Origin of the sequence: Ramlibacter montanisoli, from assembly GCF_013087525.1 — a bacterium.
GTDB classification, from domain to species: Bacteria; Pseudomonadota; Gammaproteobacteria; order Burkholderiales; family Burkholderiaceae_C; genus Ramlibacter; species Ramlibacter montanisoli.
On the sequence record NZ_JABFCS010000001.1, the window covers coordinates 202,434 to 224,500 of the forward strand.

The following is a 22,067-nucleotide window of genomic DNA, read 5'->3' on the forward strand; positions in this document are numbered from 1 at the left end:
GGTTTCTTCCATTCACGCCGTTGGGGAATACTAGTATCCTACTTGGCACATGGCCCGCCCACGTCCGCAGATTCCCTTACTCGCGCCGGCTGCCGCCCCCGATGAGCAGCGCGGCGCCATCGGCCGCAGCGCCTACCAGACCTTGCGCGGCGCGATCCTCGACTGCACCTTCGCTCCCGGCATGGCCCTGTCGGAACAATCGGTCTCCGAACAGCTGCAGATCAGCCGTGCCCCGGTGCGCGAGGCCTTTCGCCGGCTGGTGATGGAAGGGCTGCTGGAGTCGGCGCCGCAACGCGGCACCTACGTGGCCCGCCTGCACCGCGGCCGCATCGCCGACGCGATCTTCGTGCGCGAGGCCATCGAATGCCGCGCGGCCGAACTGGCGGCGAAGGCGCCGGTTGCGCAGCGGCGCGGCCTGGAGGCCATCGTGCAGCGCCAGGCGCGGGCGCAGGCGCGCCGCGACTACGGCGAGCACCTTGCCGCCGACGAGGAGTTCCACCACCGCATCCTGGAGCTCGCCGGGCATCCCCATGCCTGGCCTGCGCTGCGGCTGGCGCGGCTGGGCATGAACCGCATCCGGCACCTCGCCATTCCGGTGGTGGGCTCACCCCGGCTCGCCGTCGACCACCACCGCGCGATCGTGCGGGCGATCGTGGAGGGCGACGCCCGTTCGGCCAGCCGCCTGATGCGGCTGCACATCCACTCGCCGCTGGACTACCTGGAGGCGATCCGGCGCGAGCATCCGGAATACTTCGAGGACGGCTGAGGGGTCGCCGGGACTTGCCGCCTAGCGCGCGGCGGCGAGCCGGTGCTCGGCGCCGCCCTTCGCGGGCGCCTCGCCATCCCACCCCCGCCGATGGCGCGGATCAGCGCCACCGTCGCCTGGTACTGCGCCGAGCGCACCTGCAACGCCAGCCGCCGGTTGCGCAATTCGCTGCGCCGCGCATCGAGCAATTCCAGCTGGCTGACCATGCCGTTGCGATAGCGCGTTTCCGAGATCGCGCTGGCGCGGCGCGCGGCATCGACGGCGCGGCCCTGGGCCTGCGCCTGGTCGTTCAGCAGCCGCAGCGACGCGAGCTGGTCCTCCACTTCGCGGAAGGCATCGAGCACCTGCCCGCGATGCCGGGCCAGCTGCGCGTCCAGCTGGGCCTGCGCCTGCTGCACGCCGGCTTCGCGCTTTCCGCCGTCGAAGATCGGCAGCGAGAGCAGGGCGCCCACGCCCCAGGCGCGCGCGGACCACTTGAACAGGTCGGCCAGGTCGGCCGAGGCGAAGCCGCCGTCGGCGGTGAGCGCGATGTTCGGGAACCACGCCGCCTTCGCCACGCCCACGCGCGCCTGGGCCGCCAGCAGCGCGGATTGCGCCGCGGCCACGTCGGGCCGCCGCGTGAGCACGGTGGCCGGCACGCCTGCCGGGATGACAGGCAGCCGGGCCTCCCACGTGCCAGGTGCCAGCAGGAACGCCGACGCGTTCTGGCCGACCAGCACGGCCAGCGCGTGCTCCATCTGCGCGCGTTGCCGGTCGAGGCCCACGGCGTCGGCTTCGGTGCTGGCCAGCTCCGCCTGCACCCGCATCACGTCGAACTCCGCCACGTCGCCCGCCTGCTGCCGGCGCTGCGTCAGGTGCAGCGTGGCCTCGTAGGCCGCCACCGTTTCGCGCATGAGGGCGCGCTCCGCGTCGAGGGCGCGCAAGGACAGGTAGAGCTGAGCGGTCTCGGCCTGCACCAGCAGGCGCGTGCTTTGCCAGAGCGCCTCGCTCGCCTGCGCATCGAGCGCCGCCGCCCGCTGCGCCTGCGACAGGCGGCCGAACAGGTCGAGTTCGTACGACAGGCTCGCACCCGCCTGCAGCAGCGTGCCCGGCGTCGCGCCCTGCGCGGTGTTCGCGCCGGCCTGGCGCACGGCAGCGGCGCCCACCCCCAGCTGCGGCAGGCGGTCCGCCTGCGCGCTGCGCACGAGCGCGCGGGCCTGCGCCACGCGCGCGGCCGCTTCCTGCAGCGAGGTGTTGCGCTCGGCGGCCTGTTCGACCAGCCGGTCCAGTTGCGGATCGCTGAACGCTTTCCACCAGCTGCCGCGGTCCTGCGATTCGGTCGGCGCCGCCACGGTCCATTTCGCGCCTTCCCGGAACTGCGCGGGGGCGGGCGGGGGTCGGGCAGCGGCGGCAGCGCGGTGGCGCAACCCGCCAGCAGGAGCACGGCGAACAGCGGGGCGAGTGCGAAACGGTTCTTCATGGGAATCTCTCCGGGTTCAGTGCTGGTGCGGGGCCGCGGGCAGGGGGCGCGCGTCGGCGCCGCCGCCCGCCGGCACCGGCAGGTCGATGTGGGTGGAAGGCTGGTGCTGGCGCAAGGGCCGGTTGCCCGCCAGCCGGCGCAGCGCCACGTAGAACACCGGCGTGAGGAACAGCCCGAAGGCCGTCACGCCGATCATTCCCGCGAACACCGCCACGCCCATGGCCTGCCGCATCTCGGAGCCCGCGCCGGTGGACAGCACCAGCGGCAGCACGCCCATCACGAAGGCCAGCGAGGTCATGAGGATCGGGCGCAGCCGCAGCTTCGCGGCCTCCAGCGCCGCCTGCACGGGCGTGCGTCCCGCGAACTCCAGCTCGCGCGCGAATTCCACGATCAGGATCGCGTTCTTCGCCGACAGCCCCACCAGCACCATCAGGCCGATCTGGGTGAACATGTTGTTGTCGCCGCCGGAGATCCACACGCCGGTCATCGCCGCCAGCAGGCCCATGGGCACGATCAGGATGATGGACAGCGGCAGCGTCAGGCTTTCGTACTGCGCCGCGAGCACCAGGAACACCAGCAGGATGGCCAGCGGGAACACCCACACCGCGGAGTTGCCGGCCAGGATCTCCTGGTAGGTCAGGTCGGTCCACTCGAATGCCATGCCGGGCGGCAGCGTCTCGGCGGCGATGCGCTCGATGGCGGCCTGCGCCTGGTGCGAGGAGAAGCCGGGCGCGGGGCCGCCGTTGATGTCGGCGGTGAGGTAGCCGTTGTAGCGCATGGCGCGCTCGGGCCCGTAGCTTTCGCTCACCTTCATCAGCGCCGCCAGCGGCACCATCTCGCCGGTGGACGAGCGCACCTTGAGCGCGCCCACGTCCTCCGGCCGGGCGCGGTAGGCGGCGTCCGCCTGCACGCGCACCGAGTACGTGCGGCCGAACTTGTTGAAGTCGTTCACGTACAGGCTGCCCAGGTAGATCTGCATGGTGTCGAAGATGTCCTGCACCGGCACGCCGAGCTGGCGCGCCTTGGTGCGGTCGATGTCGGCCCACAGCTGCGGCACGTTCACCTGCCAGCTGGTGAACAGCCCGGCCAGCTCCGGCGCCTGCGACGCCTTGCCCATGAAGGCCTTCACCGCCGCATCCATCGCGTCGTAGCCGAGCGAGGCGCGGTCCTCCAGCTGCAGCTTGAAGCCGCCGGTGGTGCCTATGCCCTGGACGGGCGGCGGCGGGAACATCACGATGAAGGCGTCCTGGATGCCGCCGAAAGCCTGGTTCAGCTGCATGGCCACCGCGGCACCGCTCTGGTCGTCGCGCCGGCGCTGCTCGAAGGGCTTGAGCATCGCGAACACGATCCCCGAGTTGGAGCTGTTGGTGAAGCCGTTGATGGACAGGCCGGGGAAGGCCAGCGTGTTCTCCACGTTGGGGTTCTGCTGCGCGATCTCGCCCATGCGGCGGATCACCGCCTCGGTGCGGTCCAGCGTGGCGCCGTCCGGCAGCTGCGCGAAGCCGATCAGGTACTGCTTGTCCTGCGCCGGCACGAAGCCGCCCGGCACCGCCTTGAACACGCCGAAGGTGGCGACCGCCAGCACCGCGTAGAGGCCCAGCATCAGCGCCTTGCGGCCGATCACGCCGCGCAGCCCCTGGCCGTAGGCCTGGGCGCCGCGGCCGAAGGCGCGGTTGAAGCCGCGGAACAGCCAGCCGAGCCAGCGGTCCATGAAGCGGGTGAGCGCGTCGCGCGGCTGGTCGTGGCCGCGCAGCAGCAGTGCCGCCAGCGCCGGCGAGAGCGTGAGCGAGTTGATCGCCGAGATCACCGTGGAGATCGCGATCGTCACGGCGAACTGCCGGTAGAACTGGCCCGTCAGGCCGCTGATGAAGGCCAGCGGAATGAACACCGCCGCCAGCACCAGTGCGATGGCGATGATGGGGCCGGACACTTCCCGCATGGCCTGGTAGGACGCTTCCAGCGGCGTCAGCCCCGCCTCGATGTTGCGCTCCACGTTCTCCACCACCACGATGGCGTCGTCCACCACGATGCCGATGGCCAGCACCAGCCCGAACAGGCTCAATGCGTTGATCGAGAACCCGAGCAGGTGCAGCACGGCGAAGGTGCCCACCACCGACACCGGCACCGCCAGCAGCGGGATGATGGACGCGCGCCAGGTCTGCAGGAACAGGATCACCACCAGCACCACCAGCGCGATCGCCTCCAGCAGCGTCTGCACCACCGACTTGATGGAAGCGCGCACGAACTGCGTGGGGTCGTAGGCGATGCGGTACTCCACGCCTTCGGGCATGGTGCGGGCGATCTCCTGCATGGTGGCGCGCACCTGCGCCGAGATCTCCAGCGCGTTCGAGCCGGGGGCCTGGAACACGCCGATGCCCACGGCCGGCTGGTTGTCCAGCAGCGAACGCAGCGAGTAGTCGGCCGCACCCAGCTCCAGCCGCGACACGTCGCGCAGCCGCGTCACGGCGCCGCCGGCATCGGTCTTGACGATGATGTCGGCGAACTGGTCTTCGGTGGTCAGGCGCCCTTGCGCGTTGATCGACAGCTGGCGGTCGATGCCGGGCAGCCCGGGCGATGCACCCACCACGCCGGCCGCGGCCTGCACGTTCTGGCCGCGCACGGCGGCCACCACGTCGCCCGCGGACAGGCTGCGCTGCGCGACCTTCTGCGGATCGAGCCAGATGCGCATGGCGTACTCGCCGCCGCCCCAGATGCCCACCTGCCCCACGCCCTGGATGCGCTCGAGGCGGTCCTTGACATTGAGCACCGCGTAGTTGCGCAGGTAGTCCATGCCGTAGCGGCCGTTGGGCGACACCAGGTGCACGACCATCGTGATGTCCGGCGAGCTCTTGACCGTCGACAGGCCGAGTCGCCGCACTTCTTCCGGCAGACGGGGCTCGGCCTGGGACACGCGGTTCTGCACCAGCTGCTGCGCCTTGTCCGGGTCGGTGCCCAGGCGGAAGGTGACGTTGAGCGTGAGCAGGCCGTCGGTGGTGGCCTGGCTGCTCATGTAGAGCATGCCTTCCACGCCGTTGATGGCCTCCTCCAGCGGGGTGGCCACCGTCTCGGCGATCACCTTCGGGTTGGCGCCGGGGTAGTTGGCGCGCACCACCACCGTGGGCGGCACCACCTCCGGGTATTCGGAGATCGGCAGGCCGCGCAGGGCGATCAGGCCCGCAAGGAAGATCAGCACCGACAGCACGCCCGCGAAGATGGGGCGGTCGATGAAGAAGCGAGAGAAGTTCATGGCATCCGCTCCCTGAGGCTCACTTGGCGGCGACGGCCTGCGCCGCCGCTTCGGGGCGCGCCGCCATCTCCACCATCTGCGGCTGCACCACGGCGCCGGGGCGCACGCGCTGCAGGCCGTTGACGACGATGCGCTCGCCGGGCTGCAGGCCGCTGCGCACCACGCGCAGGCCGTCCACCGGCGCGCCGAGCGCGATTTCGCGGTATTCCGCCTTGTCGCCCGCGCCCACCACCAGCACGAACTTCTTGTCCTGGTCGGTGCCGACGGCGCGCTCGCTCACCAGCAGCACGCGCGCCGGCTTGGGCTGCCCCATGCGGATGCGCGCGAACTGGCCGGGGATGAGGCTGCCGTCCCGGTTGTCGAAGGCGGCGCGCACGCGGATCGTCCCGCTGCGTGCGTCGACCTGGTTGTCGATCAGCTGCAGCCGGCCCTCGTGGGCCTGGTCGCCGGCGGCGCCCGTTTCCATGCGCACCGGGATGCGCTCGATCAGCTGGCGCGCGCTGGCGCCGCTGGGCAGCTCGCGCAGCGCGCGCACGATGGTCTGCTCGTCGGCCTCGAAGCTCGCGTAGATGGGGCTGACCGAAACCAGCGTGGTGAGCACCGGCGCGCCCGGGCCGGCCGCGACCAGGTTGCCGACGGTCACTTCCAGCCGGCCGATGCGGCCGGCCACCGGCGCGCGCACCTGCGTGTACGACAGGCTCAGGCGCGCGGCCTGCAGCTGCGCCTGCGCCGCGCGCAGGTTCGCCTCGGCTTCGCGCAGCGCGTTGACGCGCTCGTCCACCTCGCGCTGGGCGATCGCGCTTTCCTCCCACAGGCGGCGCGCGCGGGCGTGCTCGCTGCTCGCGTTCGTCAGGCGGGCCTGCGCCGCGGCGACCTGCGCTTCCGCGCGTTCGGCTTCCGCCGCATAGGGGCGGGGTCGATGCTGACCAGCAGGTCGCCGCGCTGCACGATGGCGCCTTCGCGGAAGTGCACGGCCTGCACGGCACCGGCGACGCGCGAACGCACGTCGACGCGTTCGACGGCTTCGAGCCGGCCGGAGAACTCGTCCCAGGTGGTCACGTCGCGCTCGGCGACGGTGGCCACCGACACGGGGACGGCGGGCGGCGCGCTGGCGGGCGCACCGGCGCGGGCGCCGCCTTGCGGCGTGAGCACGATGGCGCTGGCGGCGGCGATGGCGGTCACGCTGGCGGCAATCCACCAGGGGTAGGACAGGCGTTGGATCAGTTTCTTCATTTCGGTTTCCTCGCGGAGCTTTCTGGAATCAGGGGACGAGTGCATCCCGGCCGTGCCAATGTCAGGCTTGCCACGATGGGAAGGTCAAGGGGGTGGCCGGGGCGCTAGCCGGGCGGGGGCATCGGCGGCTGGAAGAACTCGGTCAGCCAGCCTTTCGCCTGGCCGGCGCAAGGACAGTCGTCGGTCGCTGCCTGCTCCAGGGATTCGGGCCAGCCGGTGGGCACCTGCAGCATCGCGCAGGTGACGTCGACGCCGGCGGCGCGCAGGCGGCGCGCGTAGGTTCCGGCCTCGTCGCGCATGGGATCGTCCGCGCCGGTCAGCACCAGCGTGCGCGGCAGGTCCACCAGGCGCTGCGCGCGGCCGGGCACCGCATAAGGATGTTCCGCGTCCATGGGGCCGCGCAGGTAGTTCTCCCAGCCCTGCGCCCAGCGGCATTCGAGCTGTTCGCCCAGCTTGTCGCGCAGCGAGGGCGTGGCCGTGCACGGATCCAGCATGGGCGCGACCAGCACCTGGCCGGCGAGCGGAGGATGCCGGCGGTCGCGCGCCATCATCGCCACGGCCGCGGCCAGGTTGCCGCCCGCCTCCTCGCCCGCCACGTACAGCGGCGCATCGCGGCCGGCCAGGGCGGTGCGCTGGCGGTACAGCCATTCGAGCGTCGCGTAAGCCGCCTCCGCCGCATCCGGGAAGCGGTGCTGCGGGGCCAGCGGGTAGTCGAAGGAAGCGACCACTGCGCCGGCCGCAGCGATGAGGGTGGCGAGCTGCTCGCCGCTGTCCAGGTCACCCGTGGTGAAGCTGCCGCCATGCAGGTGCAGCACCAGGGGCAGGGTCTTGCCGCGCACCTTGGTGCCCCAGACGCGCACGTCCCGGCCCAGCCCGGGCACGGGGAGCGTGCGGAACGCGGTGGAGGACGCAGGAGCAGCCATGGGCATGAAGGATAGGCATGCAGGCTCTGCGGATAAAGGGGCCGGCCACCAGTTGTCTGTTTCCGGCCGGTGAACAATGGCGGCCTGGAGAAGAACCGGCCCACCAGGCCAACATACCAGCGCCCACCAGGCGCACAGGAGAGAGGGAATGGACAGGATCCAGGCCATGCAGGTGTTCGCGCGCGTGGTGGAAACCGGCAGCTTCACGCGCGCGGCCGAATCGCTGAACCTGCCGAAGGGCTCGGTCACAAGCTGGTGCAGCAGCTCGAGGCGCGGCTGAAGGTGCGGCTGCTGAACCGCACGACGCGGCAGGTCACCGTGACCGCCGACGGCGCCGCCTATTACGAGCGCACGTCCCGCGTGCTGAACGACCTGGAGGACATCGAGGCGAGCATGGGCAATGCGCAGGCGAACCCCAGCGGGCGCCTGCGCGTGGACGTGGGCACCTCGGTGGCGCGGCTGATCGTGATCCCGGCCCTGCCGGAGTTCTATCGCCGCTATCCCGACATCCAGGTTGACCTGGGCGTCACCGACCGGCCGGTGGACCTGATCAGCGACAACGTGGACTGCGTCATTCGCGGCGGCGAGCTGGTGGAGCAGTCGCTGGTGGCGCGCCGCGTGGGCAACATGCGGCTGGTGACGGTGGCGGCGCCCTCGTACCTGCGCGAGCACGGCACGCCGCAGCACCCCTCGGAGCTGGAGTTCGACGGCCACCGCACGGTGAACTACTTCTCCACCCGCACCGGCCGGCCGTATCCGCACGTGTTCGAACGCGACGGGGAAAAGCTGGAGTTGTCGGGGCGCTACCGGCTGGCGGTCAACGAGGCGAACGCGCACACGGCCGCCGTGCTGGCCGGCCTGGGCGTGTCCCAGGTGGCGCTGTTCGGTGCCGCGCCGCACCTGCGCAGCGGCGAACTGGTGCAGGTGCTGGCCGACTGGACGCGGCCCGCCATCCCGCTGCACATCGTCTACCCGCCCAACCGCCACGTCAGCGCCAAGGTGCGTGCCTTCGTGGAATGGGTGGTGGACCTGTTCGAGGCGCAGGACCACGTGCGCGCCTGAGCGGGCGCCACGCGGACCCAACCCGGACCGAACCGGGACCCTCGCGGGACGACGCCGCAACGCCCGATCCCTAGGCTACATGCATGGCCGAAATCCAGATCCCTTCGGTGTCCGCCCGGCACGGCCAAGCCGGGAAATGTCCGGACGCCGTGCATGTTCCAAAGGAAAACACCATGCAACGCCTCGTCATCACCGCCGTCCTCGTCGCCGGCTTCGCGGGCTCCGCCTTCGCCGAATCCCCCAACGCCGTCCCCGAGGCGCCCTTCGTGTCGACGAAGACGGTCGCCGAGGTGCAGGCCGAACTGGCCGCCTACCAGCGCGCCGGCGTGAACCCCTGGTCCGCCAGCTACAACCCGCTGCGCAGCTTCCGCAGCACGAACACGCGCGATGCGGTCACCGCGGACTACGTCGCTGCGCGCGAGCAGGTGCACGCCGTCACGGGCGAGGACAGCGGCGCGGAGTGGCTGCGCACGGCCGCCCGGCCCGCGCCGATTCCGCCGCGCGCGCTCGCGGGACGTTAAGCCTGGGAGGCGTCTTAGGGCGCGACCGATGCCACCGCGCGGATCTCCGCGATCCGCGGCGAGGGATCGCCCTCGTACAGCGCCAGCAGCTCGCGCAGCCGCGCGGGGTCGCTGGCCGGGTTGCGCCTTTGCTGCGCACCGGCCAGCGCCAGCAGTTCGAAGAAAGCGGATCCGTTAGCGCGCGCCAGTTCCAGTGCGGCGCGGATTGCTTCCGTGGCAGCCTCCTCCTCACCGGCCATCGCCAGCAGGTCCGCCCTTTGCGCCAGCAGGCCGGGCAGCACCATGTGCCCGCCGAGCCGCGTGGCCAGCGCGATGCCGGCCTCTGCCGACGCGCGCGCCTGCGCGACCTGGCCTGCTTCCAGGCAGGCCTGCACGTGGTGGTGGTGGTAGCCGCACAGGCCGAAGCGCATGCCGAGTTCCTCGGCGCTCTCGGCCGCCTCGCGCATCTCCCGCAGCCCTTCTTGCACCAGCCCGCGGGCGACGAGCGCCCGTCCGTGCAGCCAGGCGAAGTCGCTGCGGCCCGTGGGCAACCCATGCTCGCGGATCACCGCCAGCAGGCGCTCGGTGAGCTCGTACACGGTGTCGAACTCGCGCGCGAACGCGTGGAGGATCGCCTGCGCGGACAAGGCCGTGGTTTCGCTCAACGCATGCCGGTTGCACGCTGCGCGTGCGGCCGCGTGCTGCGCGAGTTCGCGCGCCCGTCGGGGCTGGCCGCTGAGCCAGCACGCCAGGGCCAGGCCGCTTTCCAGTGCGACGCCGGGATCCTGGACGAACTGCGAGGGCGCCAGGCGCAGTCCCTCGCGGGCGTGGATGTCCTGGGCGGCTTCCAGTTCGGCGAGCCCACCCCGGGTGTCGCCCTGGAGGATCTGGACAAAGCCCTCGGCCGTGCGTGACGCGAGACCCTGGCCTGCGTCGCCCGCGAGGGCGAGCCGCTTCATCTCGCCTGCGAGCGCGCGTGCCTGGGCGAATTCGCCCCGTGCGCAGTGCACCCACCAGGCGCCTTGCAGCGCGCGCGTCCAGGCCGGCGCCTGCTCCGCGCGCAAGGCGAGGGCGCGGCCGAACGCGGCCGCCACCTCCGGATCGGCCACCACGTGCAGGCGGGTCAGCGCCACGCCTTCCAGCACGCGCAATTCGAGTTCCAGTGCCGGCGCGAGCTGGCCCGCGGCCAGTGCCAGTGCGCGGCGCGCTGCCGCCAGCGCTTCGTGCGCCGCGCCGCGCTCGAGCGCGCGCGCCGACACGATGGCGAGCTGCTCCGCCGCGGACGTGGGCAACTGCCCCCGCTCGAAGTGCAAGGCGAGCTCCGCCGCCATGTCGGGTGCGGCCGCGGCATAGGCGGTGGCGAGCGCGGCCGCCCACTGGCGGTGCCACTGCATCTTCTGCGCGGCCGGCACGCTTTCCAGCAGCACCTGGCGGTACATCGTGTGGCCGAAGGCGTAGCGCGAAGCGATCCTGCCATCTGCCAGCGGCCGGGCCCCGGCCGATCGCAGCCAGCCCACGCGCCGGGTGGCGTCGTCCAGCAGCGCCTGCAGTGCGTCGGCCGGCGTGCCCAGCACCTCGGCCAGTGGAAGGTCGAGGAACTCCACGCCGCAAAGGCTCGCTGCCCCGAGCACGCGCCGGTAGTCGGGGGCAGCCGGCGGATCTGCGCATCGATCAGCCCCAGCACGTTGCGCGGCACGGTGAGCGCGCCGGGCTCCGGCACTTGCCAGCCGCCGCCATCGTGCCGCAGGGCGCCTGCACCCACCAGTTCGTCGACCACGTTGACGACGAACAGCGGCAGCCCCGCGGTGTGCAGGTGCAGCGAATGCACGAAGCTCTCCGGCGGGGCGGCACCGAAGCGCTGCGCCAGGTAGGCTCCGATGTCCGCTTCGGCCAGGAACTCCAGATCCACCTCCACGCTCAGGCGGCGCGTGCGTGCTGCTGGCGCAGGGCCGCGAGCGGATGATCCTCCAGGATCAGCTCGGTCTCCCGGAAGCTCCCGAGCAGCATCAGCGCCGCCGGCCCGCGGCGGTGCGCGAGGTAGCCGAGCAGCTGCACGGTGGCGTGGTCGCTCCAGTGCAGGTCCTCCAGCACCAGCAGCACGGGGCGTCGCGCGCCACGCGGTCGATCAGTTCGCCGAACTCGCGCAGCATGCGGTCCTGCGCGGCGCCGCCGGCTTCGTGCTGCAGCTTCAGGCGGTCCTCCTCGGAGAGGTACCAGGGCAGCTGCAGCAGCCAAGTGGGCGCCACCTCGCGCATGGTGCGAACCACCGCTTCGCCGCCGTCCGCCCGGCACAAGGCATTGAGCGCTTCCAGCACCGGCATGTAGGGCTCGCCGCTGCCGTAGTGTTCGATGCACTGGCCGAAGGCGACCCTGGCGCCGCAACCGCCCGTGAAGCGTTCGATCAGCGCGCTCTTGCCGGCCCCCGCTTCACCCAGCACGAACACCAGCTGGCGCTGCAGGCCGCGCGCCGCCGCCAGGCTGGCCTGCAGCCGGGCGAGCGCCGCGCCGCGGCCGACGAGCGATCCCGCTGCAGACCCGTCGGTTGGCCAGGCGATGGCCGACACGGCAGCAGGGCGCAGCAGCGGCGTCGTCCCGCACCGGGGCAATGAAGCGATAGCCGCGCCGCGGCGCGGTCTGGATGTAGCGCGATTCGCGCGCGTCGTCGCCCAGCGCGTGCCGCAGCTGGTTCACGACGTTCTTCAGTGCCGATTCGTTGATGTGCCGGTGTCCCCACACCGCATCGAGCAGCGCGTCCTTGGTCACCAGCTGGCCGGGGTGCCGCGCCAGTTCGCACAGCACCTGGAAGGCGCGCGGGGGCACGTCGACGGTCTCGCCGTTGCGATGCAGCTGTGCCTCCGCCTCGTCGATGCGGAACGGACCGAACTGCAGTCGCAGCGGCTGTACCTGTTCCATGGAGCGGATTGTGCCAGCGCCCCCGAGCGGCGCAGCGCCGGGCGCCGCGCGGATGACCGAACCGGGACCGAAGCGGGACCGCTGCAGGACGACACCCGTAGCGCCAGCGCAGAGACTTCGTCGCCATGGTGCTCAACCCTCATCCCATCTATCCATCCGCGGGCCGCTACGTACTGCGGCTGCACCGCGACGCGCGGCGGCAACAAGGGCAGTTGTTCGGCCGCATCGAACACGTGGCCAGCGGCGAAGGCACGGACTTCGCCACGGCCGCGGAGCTCCTCGACTGGCTGGCCAGCCACGCCGCGCAGGAATGCGACGGCACGCCGGGCAGCCACCCCAACCGCAAGGACCACCCATGAACCCGAACCGAAGGACCGCGCTCGCCCTGGCCGGCGCCGCCCTGGCGCTCGCGCTCGCCGGCTGCGCCACGCCCCGGGCGCAGTCGTCCGTCGAGATCCCCGCGCAGTTCGCCGCGGCGCCGGCGAGCGAAGGCGAATCCGAACTCGCCTGGTGGGACAGCTTCGGCGATCCGGTGCTGTCGGGCCTCGTGCGGGTCGCGGCCAGCGAGAACCGCGACGTGAAGATGGCGCTGCAGCGGGTGCGCGCCGCGCGCGCCGGCGAAACGATCAGCCGCTCGGCCCTGATGCCCAGCGTCGGCCTGCAGGCCTCCGGCGCCTACAGCGACACCGGGCGCGATGCGGCCTACAAGGCCGGCAACCCGGACACGCGCCGTGGCGCGGTGGGGCTGGACGTCTCCTGGGAGATCGACCTCACCGGCCGGCTGCGCGCCAGCGCATCGGCTGCGGCCGCGGAAGCGGAGGCGGCGGAGCACGGCACGCGCGGCGTGCGCCTGCTGGTGGCCAGCGACGTCGCCACCCATTACTTCACCCTGTCCGGCGCGCTGCGCCAGCTGGCGACCTTGCGTGCCATTGCCGCCGCCCAGGACGAGACGCTGCGCCTGGTCGAGGCGCGCCAGCGCGCCGGCCTGGCCAGCGTGTTCGACGTCGAGCGCGCCCGCACGCTGTCGGCGCAGTCGCATGCGGCGATCCCCCGCTGGAGACGGCCGCGGCCGTCTCGCGCCACCGCATCGCGGTGCTGACCGGCAGCCAGGCGGCGAAGGCCTCGGCGATCGTCCCATGGGACGGCGAGATCCGGCTGGCGCCGCCGCGCGCCGGTCAGCCTGCGGCGCTGCTGGAGCGGCGGCCCGACCTGCTGGCGCTGAAGGCGCAGCTCGAAGCCTCCAACTTCCGCCGCCAGCAGGCCGCGGCCGAATGGTTCCCGCGGCTGTTCGTGGGCGCGCTGTTCGGGCGCGACAGCCTGGAACTGAACAAGATCGACATCGGCGGCGCCCGCTTCACCCATGCCTCGGCGCTGCTGGCCATGCCGATCTTCAACGCCGGCCGCACCCGGGCGCTCAACGAGATCGCCGAGAGCAACCAGGGCGAGGCGTTGGCGCGCTACGAAGACGGCATCGTCCGCGCCCTGGAGGACGTGGAGAACGCGCTGGTGGCGGCGCGCGACGAGCGCCTGCGCGGCGTCTCGCTCCAGGCCGCGGCCGCTTCCGCGGATGCCGCGCTTGCCCGCGCGCAGTCGCTCTACGACCGCGGCCAGGTCGACCTGCTGCCGCTGCTGGACGCCCAGCGCACCCGCCTGGCCGTGCGGCTAGTCGCCAACGACAGCCAGACCCAGCTGCAACTCGCCAGCGTGCGCCTGTTCAAGGCGCTCGGGGGCGGCTGGCAGGTGTTCGAACCCGCTTCGCAAACCCATTGATCGCCTTCGAGGAACCGTCTTGAAAACCACTCACGCCACGGCCCTGCTGGCCGTCCCGCTGGCCGCCCTGCTGGCCGCCTGCAGCCCGAAAGCCCCGCCCGCCGACCCGCTGCGGCCGGTGAAGACCGTCGAACTGCGCTATGACGGCGCCCGCGACGCCAACCGCTACACCGGCACCGTGCGTGCCCGGCACGAGGTCGACGAAGCGTTCCGCGTCGGCGGCAAGATCGTGCAGCGCAAGGTCGACGTCGGCCGCGTCGTCCGCGAGGGCGACGTCCTGGCGGTGATCGACGACACCGATTACCGGCTCGCGCTGGACGCCGCGCGGCAACAGGCCGCCGCCGCCCTGTCGCAGGCGAAGCAGGCCGACTCGGACCGCCGTCGGCTCGCGGCGCTGCGCGCCGACGGATCGGTGAGCGATGCCGACGAGGAACGCGCCCGCACCGCCGCCCAGAGCACGGGCGCGGCCGCCGAGGCCGAGGCCCGCAAGCTCGAACTCGCCGGCAACCGCCTGAAGTACACCGTGCTGCGCGCCTCGCGCAGCGGCGTGGTGACGGCCGTGCGCTTCGAGGCAGGCCAGGTGGTCGCCGAGGGCCAGCCGGTCGTGGCGATCGCGGCCGAAGGCGACCCGGAGATCGTGGTGGACGTTCCGGAAGACCACCTCGCCGCCTTCCGCAAGGCGAAGTACAAGGCAACCTTGGCCAGTGCGCCCGGGGAAGCGTTCGACGTGGTGCTGCGCGAACTGGCGCCGCAGGCCGCCGCCCAGACGCGCACCTACCAGGCGCGCCTGAAGCCGACCTCGGCGCGCTACCTGCCGCTGGGCGCCACGGCGACCTTGGCGGCGGAGCGTGCCGTGTCGGGCACGCCGGTCGCCTCCGTGCCCGCAGCGGCCATCACCCAGACCGGCGGCACGCCCGCGGTGTGGGTCGTGCGCCGCAAGGCCGAGGAAGCCAGCGTCGAACTCGTGCCCGTGACGGTGCACGGTTTCCGCAACGACGACGTGCTGCTGTCCGGGCCGCGCGCCGGCGAGCTGGTCGTGACCGCCGGCGTGCAGAAGATGGCCCCGGCATGCGCGTGGCGCTGCCCGGCGGCGCCGCGGCGGCGGCCCACAAGGTGGCAGCGCAATGAAATCGTTCAACCTCTCCGCCTGGGCGCTGGAGCACCGCGCCGTCGTCCTGTTCCTGATCCTGGTGGTCACCATCGCCGGCGCGCTGGGCTTCACCAGGCTGGGCCAGCTGGAGGACCCCAAGTTCTCGGTGCCTTCCATGACGGCCGTCGTCATCTGGCCGGGCGCCACGGCGCAGCAGATGCAGGACGAAGTCCTCAACCGCATCGAGAAGAAGTTCGAGCAGGTGGACCACTTCGAGAAGGTGGTCACCTATGCGCGCCAGGGCTACGGCGGCATGACGCTCAGCGTCAGGGACGGCACCAGCAAGGCGGACCAGCGCGAAGCCTGGTACCAGGCACGCAAGAAGTTCTCGGACATCCGCAACGAGCTGCCCGAGGGCGTGATCGGACCGCTGTTCAACGACGAGTTCGGCGACGTGTACGGCCTGATGTACGCCGTCAAGGGCGAGGGCATCGCCATGGGCGACCTGGCGGACAGCGCCGAGGAGATCAAGCGCAGCCTGCTGAAGGTGCCCATGGTCAAGAAGGTCGACATCCACGGCAAGCAGGCCGAGCGCATCTACATCGAGTTCTCGCACGAGCGGCTCGCCACCCTGGGGATCACCCCGGCCATGATCGCCGAGAGCCTGCGCAACCAGAACAGCGTGCTGCCGGCCGGCTCGATCGACACCCGCACGGACCGCGTCGCGGTGCGCGTCACCGGCCAGTTCAGGACCGAGGAGGACATCCGCAACGTGCCCATCGCCGCCGGCGGCAAGCTGATCAAGCTGGGGGACTTCACCTCGGTGCGCCGCGGCTACGAGGAGCCGGCCAGCTACACGGTGCGGCACAACGGCCAGCCGGTGCTGATGCTCGCGGTGTCCATGACCGACGAAGGCAACGTGGTGGAACTGGGCAAGGCGCTGGAGAAGGCGGTTGCCAAGGTGCAGGCCGAGCTGCCGCACGGCGTGGACCTCGAGCAGGTGGCCGACCAGCCGACCACGGTCAAGGAAGCCGTGTGGGACTTCGAGCGGTCCTTGCTGGAAGCGCTGCTGATCGTGATCGCCGTCAGCCTGGTGAGCCTGGGCTGGCGCACCGGCATCGTGGTCGCCGCCTCCGTGCCGCTGGTGCTGGGCGGCGTGGCGGTGGTGATGCTGGCCATGGGCTGGAACCTGGAGCGCATCTCGCTGGGCTCGCTCATCATCGCGCTGGGCCTGCTGGTGGACGACTCGATCATCGCCATCGAGATGATGGTGGTGAAGATGGAAGCGGGCTGGGACCGCGTGAAGGCGGCTGCCTTCTCGTACTCGGCCACCGCGATGCCGCGCCTGACCGGCGCGCTGATCACCGTGGCGGGCTTCCTGCCGATCGGCCTGTCGCGATCGAGCACCGGCGAATACGCCGGCGGCATCTTCTGGATCGTCGGGGCGGCCGTGGTGCTGTCCTGGGTGGTCTCCGGCATCTTCACGCCCTATCTCGCCGTCAAGCTGCTGCCCAGGGACTTCGGCAAGCACCACCATGGCGGCGACCCCTACGACACGTCGTTCTACCGCAAGCTGCGCGCCGCGATCGACTTCGCCATCGAGAAGCGCTGGGTCGTGATCGGCGTCACCGCCGGCGCCCTGGTGCTCGCCTTCGCCGGCATGAAGTACGTGCCGCAGCAGTTCTTCCCGAACAGCTCGCGCCCGGAACTGGTCGTGGACCTGCGCATGAAGGAAGGTTCCTCCTTCGCGGCGACCTCGGAGCAGGTGAAGCGGATGGAAGAGGTGCTCGCCAGGGACGAGGACGTGCGCTTCTACACCGCCTACACCGGCGCCGGCTCGCCGCGCTTCTATCTCGCGCTCAGCCCCGAGCTGCCGAACCCGGGCTATGCCCAGTTCGTGGTGATGACCAAGGACCTGGAGGCGCGCGAACGCGTGCGCTCGCGGCTGCTGGCCGGCGCCGACGAACAGTTCGCCCAGGCGCGGGTGCGCGTCACCCGCCTGGAGCTCGGCCCGCCGGTGGGCTTCCCGGTGCAGTTCCGCGTGGTCGGCCCCGACACCCAGAAGGTGCGGGAGATCGCCCGCGAGGTGGAACGCATCGTCGCCTCCAGCCCCAAGGTGCGCGACGTGCAGCTGGACTGGAACGACCCGGTGCGCACGCTCAAGATCGACCTGGACCAGGACAAGGCGCGCGCGCTCGGCCTGGCGCCCGCGGAAGTGGCGATCGCCACCCAGACGCTGATGAACGGCGCGACGCTGTCGCACCTGCGCGAAGGCGAGGACCTGGTCGATATCGTGGCCCGCGCGGTGCCGGCCGAACGCACCAACCTCGAGACGCTGAAGGACGTGAACCTGCACACCCGCCAAGGCACGGTGGTGCCGCTGTCGCAGGTGGCCAGGGTCCGCTACGAGCTGGAGGAGCCGGTGCTGTGGCGGCGCAACCGCGACATGGCGATCACGGTGCGCGCCGACGTGAAGGACGGCGAGCAGGCAGTGTCGGTCACGCAGGAGATCCGGCCGCTGTTCAAGGACATCGAGGCGAAGCTGCCCTCGGGCTACCGCATCGACGTCGGCGGCGCGGTGGAAGAGAGCGACAAGGCGAACCGTGCGCTGCTGGTGATCGCACCGCTGATGATCGTGACCATCCTGCTGCTGCTCATGCTGCAGCTGCAGGACTTCTCCCGGATGTGGATGGTGTTCCTGACCGCGCCGCTGGGCATGGTCGGCGTGGTGCCCGCGCTGCTCGCGTTCCAGGCGCCGCTCGGCTTCGTCGCCATCCTCGGTGTGATCGCCCTGGGCGGGATGATCATGCGCAACTCGCTGATCCTGGTCGACCAGGTGCAGACCGAGATGGACGAGGGCCGTGATCCCTGGAACGCGGTGCTCGACGCGGCGATCCACCGGACCCGTCCGGTGATCCTGACCGCGCTGGCGACGGTGCTGGCAATGGTGCCGCTGACCCGCAGCGTGTTCTGGGGCCCGATGGCGATCGCGATCATGGGCGGGCTCACGGCCGCCACCGTGCTGACGATCTTCTTCGTGCCGGCGCTCTACGCGGCCTGGTTCAAGGTGAAGCGCGTGGCGCCGCGCGGGGAGGCCGCAGCCACGCTCGCGCCGGCCGCCGCCTGACGCCCTGTCCATGTCCGCGCTCCCGCTCCGTCTCATGCGCTCCGCGGCCCTGCTGCTGGCGGGGCTTGCGCTGGCAGGCTGCTCCACGGTCCGCCCGTGGATCAACCAGCCGCTGCCTGACGGCCTGGTGCCGTGGGAGGAGGCGACGCTCGCTCCGGCGCCGCGGCCCATCGTGGCTGCCGTCACCCTGTCGGGCGGCGGCGCCCGCGCGGCGGCCTTCGGCCTCGGCGTGCTGCAGGAGCTCAAGGCCACCCGCATCGTGCAGGACGGCCGCGAGACCACGCTGCTCGACGAGGTGGGGCTGATCAGCGGCGTGTCCGGCGGCAGCATCCTGGCGAGCTACTACGCTGCCTTCGGCGACGAGACCTTCGAGCGCTTCGAGCGCGACTTCCTGCTGGTGAACTTCCAGACCGGTCTGCTGCGCCAGGTGCGCGAGCCCTCCACCCTGTACCAGCTCACCTCTCCCTGGTACGGGCGCAGCAACGTGCTGGAAGAACGCCTGGAAGGCGTGCTGCGCGGCACCACCTTCGGCGAGCTGCGCCGGCGCCGGCCCTGGCCGCGCCTGCTGGTCACGGCGACCGACCTCACCACGGGCGCGCCCTTCGAATTCACGCCCGAGCAGTTCGCGCTGATCTGCTCGGACCTCGGGTCGGTGCCGCTGTCCTTCGCGGTGGCGGCTTCCTCGTCGGTGCCGCTGCTGCTCAGCCCGATGACGGTGCGCAACTACGGCGGCCACTGCCCGCCGCCGGACAGCACGCGGATGGAGGCGCGCGCGGGGCGCAACCTGTCGGCGAAGTTCCTGCGCATGATCGCCGACAGCTACCAGGACGCGGCGCAGCGTCCCTACATCCACCTCGTCGACGGCGGGCTGGCCGACAACCTCGGCGTGCGCGGGCTGGTGGACCACACCATCGCCAGCGGATCGCTGCGCGAGGCGTTCTGGGATCTGCCGCCCGCCTCCGTCCAGCGGATCGTGCTGGTGGTGGTGGACTCGGAACGCGACCTCGCCGACCGGATCGACCAGAGCGACCGCGTGCCCAGCATGTTCCAGGTGCTGAACGCGATGGTATTCGGCGCCGGATCGCGCTGGACCGCGGAAACGACGGAGATCGTCAAGGACGCAGCGCGCCGGGCCGCGGAGGAACTGCGTGCCGCGCGCCTCGTGCAGGGCAGCCCGTTCGCGCCCGGCGCGGAGATCTTCGTCATCAACGTGCGCCTGCGCGACCTGCCCGACGAGGAGCGGCGCAAGACGCTGCTGCAGGTGCCGACCGCCTTCGAGATCCTGCCGGCGCACTCGCGCCAGCTGCAGGAAGCGGGCCGCGCCCTGCTGCGCAGCTCGCCGGAGTTCCAGCGGCTGCGCCGCAGTTTCGGGCCGGATCCGCAGGGATCCGCCGTCCCGGACGCGGGCAGCGGAGACGATCGATGATCTCCTGGAGTCCCTGCGGCTGTACTGGAGCGGCGAGTTCCTGGCGGCCAATGCCTTCATCGGCCTGAACCTGCTCGGCGCGTTGCTCCTGGGCATGGCGGTGGGCTACGAGCGCAGCTTCAACGGCCGCGCCGCCGGCATGCGCACCTACGCGCTGGTGTGCATGGCCTCCACCGCGCTCACGATCTTCGTCGGCTTCGCGCCCCTGTGGTACGGCGGCGCCGCGCAGCAGTCGCTCCCCGACGCGACGCGCGTGGTGCAGGGCGTGGTCACCGGCATCGGCTTCCTGTGCGCCGGCGTCATCGTGAAGGACGGCCTGACGATCAGCGGGCTCACCACTGCTGCCTCGATCTGGACGGCCTCCGCCATCGGCGTGCTGCTGGGGGTGGGGCTCTACGCGTCCGCGCTCCTGCTCGCTGCCCTGTGCATGCTGTCCATGACCCTGGTGCACCACATCGAGCGCACCCTGCCGGGACGCGCCAGCTTCGAGGTGACGCTCACCTTCCGGCGCAACGCGGACCGGCGGCTGGAGGAGCTCGCCGCCACGGCGGAGACCCACGGCTACCGCGTCGTCCCCGGCAGCTTCAGCTTCAGCTTTTCCGACAACCACCCGGTGTGGCGCTTCTGCGTGATCGCGCTGCACCGTTCCCGCTCCACTTCGCCGGCGCTGCTCGCGCACGACCTGGCGACCTCGGAGGACATCACGTGCTTCAGCATCGTTCCGATGCGCAACTGAAATCAAGAACAAGCCATGGGACTCCTTTCCATCGATCGCATCCTCCCGTCCGGGCTGCGTCCCGCGGCCGCGGCCGCTTGCTTCGCGGCGGCGCTGTGCGCCGGCACTTCCGCCCACGCCGACGAGCCCGGCCTGCTGCGCCGACCCGACGCCGTGTTCGTCCAGGTCGGCATCGGCGAGCACGTGAAGTCCATGACCATCGGCGCCGTCTGGGACTGGGAGTGGAAGCGTTCCCATCGCGCGGGGCTGTTGACCGGCTACACCGAGATCTCGGTCGGCCAGTGGCGCGTGCGCGAAGGCGGGGACGAACGCTATTCGACGCAGTTCGGCATCACGCCCGCGCTGCGCCTCTATCCCGCAGGCGTCGCCTACGGCTGGTTCGTCGAAGGCGGCATCGGCGCGAACGCCATCAGCCCGACCTACCGCAACGGCAGCGACCGCTTTTCCAGCGTCTTCAATTTCGGCGACCACCTCGGCGTGGGCCGCCGCTTCGGCACGCAGGGCCAGCACGAGATCGGCCTACGCGTTCAGCACTTCTCGAACTGCGGGCTCGACACGCCGAACCCGGGCGAGAACTTCGTACAGCTTCGCTACACCCAGCGCTTCTGAGCGCAAGGAGGATCCATGAAAGAACCATCGTCATCCCATGCCATGGGCGGCCGTGCCGCGTTCCGCGCACTTGGCGCCATCGCGCTCGCGCTCGCGGCCGGCCTGTCCCACGCCCAGGTGGCTGGCAGCACCGTGGTGGCCACCGCGGTGTTCGAGGTGCGCGACGTCGCGGCCGGCTGGAGCGCCGCGCGCGACATCATCGGCCGCGTGGTGGTCAACGAGGACGGGACGCGGATCGGCCGGGTCGAGGACACCATCCTCACGCCCGAAGCCTCGGTCTCGCACCTGGTCGTCGGCGCCGGCGGCTTGCTGGGCCTGCGCCGGCACGACGTCGCGATCCCCGCGCCGTTCTTCACGGTCAACGCCGAACACATCGTGCTGGAGGGCGTCACGTCCGAGATGCTGATGGCGCAGCCGGTGTTCGAGTACGCGCGCGCCGGGAAGAAACTGCCATGACGAAGAGGCGATCCGTCGTCGCGACGATTCTTGCCGGCGCCGCCCTGCTTGCGGCCGGTGCGGCCGCCGCGCAGGCCGACCCGCGCGACCCGCTGGAACCGATCAACCGCGGCGTCGACGCGCTGAACCAGCGCGTCGACCGGGCTGCGATCCAGCCGGTCGCGAGGGCCTACGAGCGGGCGGTTCCGTCGCTGGTGCGCAGGGGCGCTTCCAACTTCTTCGCCAACCTGGGCGACGTCTGGTCCGCCGCCAACAGCGTGTTGCAGGTCAAGCCCGGCGACGCGGCACAGAACTTCATGCGCTTCGCCGTGAACACCACGGCGGGCCTGGCCGGCGTGTTCGACGTCGCCACGGACATCGGCATCGACCGGCACAAGGAGGACTTCGGCTCCACGCTGGCGCGCTGGGGCGTGCCCGCGGGACCCTACATGGTGCTGCCGCTGATGGGCCCCACCACGCTGCGCGACGCCGCCGGACTGCCGGTGGACTGGGCCGGCCATCCGCTGGGCCAGGTCTCGCCGGCGGCCAGCCGCAACGCGATCGCCGCGGCCGGCGCGGTGGACCTGCGCGCCCGGCTGCTGCCGCTGGATGGTGCGCTGGACCAGGCCTTCGACCGCTACACCTTCATGCGCGACGCGTACCTGCAGCATCGCGATGCGCAGGTGCGGGACGGCGAGGCGGCCGGCGCCGCCGATGCAGAGCCGGTCGCCGCGGACGGCGCCGACCCGGACATCCAAGCCAACTGAATTG

General features: G+C 71.6%; 17 protein-coding genes and 4 pseudogenes. 13 read left to right on the plus strand and 8 right to left on the minus strand.

Going from position 1 to position 22,067, the window contains the following annotated elements; genetic code table 11:
* Window positions 1-49: 49 nt before the first annotated feature.
* Window positions 50-766: a GntR family transcriptional regulator gene (locus tag HK415_RS01015; RefSeq protein ID WP_171556446.1), complete on the plus strand. Its 717-nt coding sequence runs from the start codon at window positions 50-52 to the stop codon at window positions 764-766.
* Here HK415_RS01015 and HK415_RS01020 read toward each other — a convergent pair.
* From HK415_RS01020 to HK415_RS01035, 4 genes and pseudogenes are all read right to left on the minus strand, one after another.
* Window positions 715-2,225: pseudogene (locus tag HK415_RS01020) on the minus strand (efflux transporter outer membrane subunit). The gene HK415_RS01015 and the pseudogene HK415_RS01020 overlap by 52 nt on opposite strands.
* A 16-nt stretch (window positions 2,226-2,241) precedes the next feature.
* Window positions 2,242-5,472, minus strand: a complete 3,231-nt coding sequence (locus tag HK415_RS01025) for an efflux RND transporter permease subunit (protein WP_171556447.1) — start codon at window positions 5,470-5,472, stop codon at window positions 2,242-2,244.
* A gap of 19 nt (window positions 5,473-5,491) precedes the next feature.
* Window positions 5,492-6,705, minus strand: a pseudogene (locus HK415_RS01030) (efflux RND transporter periplasmic adaptor subunit).
* A 104-nt stretch (window positions 6,706-6,809) separates the two neighbouring features.
* Window positions 6,810-7,628 (minus strand): alpha/beta hydrolase, encoded by an 819-nt coding sequence (locus HK415_RS01035; protein ID WP_171556448.1) that lies wholly within the window; start codon window positions 7,626-7,628, stop codon window positions 6,810-6,812.
* Window positions 7,629-7,776: 148 nt separating this feature from the next.
* Between HK415_RS01035 and HK415_RS01040 the strand changes: the two are divergent.
* Window positions 7,777-8,690: pseudogene (locus tag HK415_RS01040) on the plus strand (LysR family transcriptional regulator).
* A 173-nt stretch (window positions 8,691-8,863) separates the two neighbouring features.
* Window positions 8,864-9,211, plus strand: a complete 348-nt coding sequence (locus tag HK415_RS01045; RefSeq protein ID WP_171556449.1) for a DUF4148 domain-containing protein — start codon at window positions 8,864-8,866, stop codon at window positions 9,209-9,211.
* Between the two features lie 14 nt (window positions 9,212-9,225).
* Here the strand turns inward: HK415_RS01045 and HK415_RS01050 are convergent, their stop codons facing one another.
* The 4 genes from HK415_RS01050 to HK415_RS24260 all read right to left on the minus strand — a co-directional run bounded on the left by HK415_RS01050 (window position 9,226) and on the right by HK415_RS24260 (window position 12,103).
* Window positions 9,226-10,794, minus strand: coding sequence for an ATP-binding protein (locus HK415_RS01050; RefSeq protein WP_171556450.1), 1,569 nt, complete (start codon window positions 10,792-10,794; stop codon window positions 9,226-9,228).
* A 313-nt stretch (window positions 10,795-11,107) separates the two neighbouring features.
* Window positions 11,108-11,245, minus strand: coding sequence for a hypothetical protein (locus HK415_RS01055; protein WP_171556451.1), 138 nt, complete (start codon window positions 11,243-11,245; stop codon window positions 11,108-11,110).
* Entirely contained in the window at window positions 11,197-11,679 is a 483-nt protein-coding gene (locus tag HK415_RS01060) for an AAA family ATPase (protein ID WP_253262011.1), read from the minus strand. Before HK415_RS01060 ends, HK415_RS01055 begins: the two co-directional genes overlap by 49 nt.
* Window positions 11,618-12,103, minus strand: coding sequence for a winged helix-turn-helix domain-containing protein (locus HK415_RS24260; protein ID WP_253261716.1), 486 nt, complete (start codon window positions 12,101-12,103; stop codon window positions 11,618-11,620). Before HK415_RS24260 ends, HK415_RS01060 begins: the two co-directional genes overlap by 62 nt.
* A 125-nt stretch (window positions 12,104-12,228) precedes the next feature.
* On the opposite strand from HK415_RS24260, the gene HK415_RS01065 reads away from it, so the two are divergent.
* From HK415_RS01065 to HK415_RS01105, 10 genes and pseudogenes are all read left to right on the plus strand, one after another.
* Window positions 12,229-12,462: a hypothetical protein gene (locus tag HK415_RS01065; protein ID WP_171556453.1), complete on the plus strand. Its 234-nt coding sequence runs from the start codon at window positions 12,229-12,231 to the stop codon at window positions 12,460-12,462.
* Window positions 12,459-13,202: a TolC family protein gene (locus tag HK415_RS24265; protein WP_253261717.1), complete on the plus strand. Its 744-nt coding sequence runs from the start codon at window positions 12,459-12,461 to the stop codon at window positions 13,200-13,202. The genes HK415_RS01065 and HK415_RS24265 overlap by 4 nt, the downstream gene beginning before the upstream one ends.
* Window positions 13,196-13,873 carry a TolC family protein gene (locus HK415_RS24270; RefSeq protein ID WP_309246534.1) on the plus strand — a complete coding sequence of 226 codons (678 nt, stop codon included), beginning with the start codon at window positions 13,196-13,198 and terminating at the stop codon, window positions 13,871-13,873. Before HK415_RS24265 ends, HK415_RS24270 begins: the two co-directional genes overlap by 7 nt.
* A gap of 178 nt (window positions 13,874-14,051) precedes the next feature.
* Window positions 14,052-14,879: pseudogene (locus tag HK415_RS01075) on the plus strand (efflux RND transporter periplasmic adaptor subunit); the annotation flags it as partial.
* 118 nt (window positions 14,880-14,997) lie between these two features.
* Window positions 14,998-18,090 (plus strand): efflux RND transporter permease subunit, encoded by a 3,093-nt coding sequence (locus HK415_RS01080; RefSeq protein ID WP_171556454.1) that lies wholly within the window; start codon window positions 14,998-15,000, stop codon window positions 18,088-18,090.
* Window positions 18,091-18,124: 34 nt separating this feature from the next.
* Window positions 18,125-19,516 carry a patatin-like phospholipase family protein gene (locus HK415_RS01085; RefSeq protein ID WP_171556455.1) on the plus strand — a complete coding sequence of 464 codons (1,392 nt, stop codon included), beginning with the start codon at window positions 18,125-18,127 and terminating at the stop codon, window positions 19,514-19,516.
* 82 nt (window positions 19,517-19,598) lie between these two features.
* Complete coding sequence (locus HK415_RS01090; protein WP_253261718.1) at window positions 19,599-20,252, plus strand: MgtC/SapB family protein; 654 nt, start codon at window positions 19,599-19,601, stop codon at window positions 20,250-20,252.
* Between the two features lie 15 nt (window positions 20,253-20,267).
* On the plus strand, window positions 20,268-20,861 hold the full coding sequence (locus HK415_RS01095; RefSeq protein WP_171556456.1) for an acyloxyacyl hydrolase: 594 nt from the start codon (window positions 20,268-20,270) through the stop codon (window positions 20,859-20,861).
* Between the two features lie 15 nt (window positions 20,862-20,876).
* Window positions 20,877-21,317, plus strand: coding sequence for a PRC-barrel domain-containing protein (locus HK415_RS01100; protein ID WP_171556457.1), 441 nt, complete (start codon window positions 20,877-20,879; stop codon window positions 21,315-21,317).
* Window positions 21,314-22,063, plus strand: a complete 750-nt coding sequence (locus tag HK415_RS01105) for an MlaA family lipoprotein (RefSeq protein WP_171556458.1) — start codon at window positions 21,314-21,316, stop codon at window positions 22,061-22,063. The genes HK415_RS01100 and HK415_RS01105 overlap by 4 nt, the downstream gene beginning before the upstream one ends.
* The last annotated feature ends 4 nt before the right edge of the window (window positions 22,064-22,067 follow it).